The organism is Echinicola sediminis (genome assembly GCF_054777495.1).
Genome location: NZ_BAAHAP010000232.1, coordinates 1 through 1,089, shown reverse-complemented (window position 1 = coordinate 1,089; position 1,089 = coordinate 1). Strand labels below are relative to the sequence as shown.

Sequence of the window (1,089 nt, the reverse complement as noted above, 5' to 3'; positions counted from 1 at the left end):
ACTCTCCTGATAAAAACTGGTCCAGTACTTTCTTCTTAAATGCTGATTCTTGTTCTTCTCTCATATCTCTATCTTATGAACTTTAATTGATTTTCAAAGTCTCAGACAGAGTTTAGATTACAGTCTCAAAATTATGAATAATTGCCCCCTACACACACTTTGTTTTTTTCAAATCATTTTTTACGTTTTCCTTATTTTATTCTTTATAATCCTAAAAAAATAGGTTTAGAATGTAAGCAGACAATCCTTTGGTTTACTCAACACAAATGTTTTTCTAGTTAAAGATTGATTTTTTAATATAGGGCTTTTATTTGGCTATAATTACTTTTATATCTCTTTCTAAAAGTGACTTAATCATGCCTGACGGAGCTTTTTCATCAGTAATAATGTATTGAACTTGATCCAATGAACATATCTTGCCTAGCCCCCTTCTTCCAAATTTGGAGCTGTCAGCCAAAACAATCAGTGATTGGGAAGCATCAATCATTTTTTTGTTCAATGTAGCTTCGGCTAGGTTGGTAATAGATATACCGAAATCTAAATCTATCCCATCAACACCAAGAAATAATAGTCCTGAGGAAATGTTTTCAAGTGTGTTTTCAGCATCTGACCCTGTTATAGAAGAGGAACTTTTTCTTATTATTCCTCCCAATTGAATAGTTTCAATATTTGGTTTGTCGCACAGTTCTATTGTTACTTTTACTGCAGGAGTAATCACGTTTAGGCGATTTTGGGGATTAAGGTGTTTTGCCAATTGGTAAACTGTTGTTCCGGAACCTATGATGATTGAGTCATTGTTTCCAATTAATTTTACCGCTTCTTTTGCAATTTTTTCTTTTTCCTCAAAGTTAATTAGTTCTTTTTCATTAATAGGTCTTTCATTCATGTATGGGTTGTTGGTGGAAGCCCCTCCCTTTGTGCGAAAAAGTAACTGTTTGTCCTCTAAAAGTTTTAAGTCTTTTCTGATGGTTACCCCTGAGACATTTAGTAGGTCGCTTAATTCCTGAATTTTTACTTTTCCGTCTTCTTGGAGTTTTTTTAAGATTAACTCATGCCTTTCAGTTATGTCCATTTAGATGTTTTTTTAAC

The 1,089-nt window shown here is 33.1% G+C and carries 1 protein-coding gene; it reads right to left on the bottom strand.

What is annotated here, in order from left to right; genetic code table 11:
• Positions 1 to 307: 307 nt before the first annotated feature.
• The gene (locus tag ACYVAA_RS22925; protein WP_460546417.1) at positions 308 to 1,072 is read right to left on the bottom strand and encodes a DeoR/GlpR family DNA-binding transcription regulator; all 765 of its coding nucleotides are present in this window, start codon (positions 1,070 to 1,072) and stop codon (positions 308 to 310) included.
• Positions 1,073 to 1,089 lie beyond the last annotated feature (17 nt).

What these genes read in the sequence shown, in the direction of transcription:
- ACYVAA_RS22925 (WP_460546417.1), bottom strand. Translation starts at nt 1,072, where the DNA reads ATGGACATAACTGAAAGGCATGAGTTAATCTTAAAAAAACTCCAAGAA.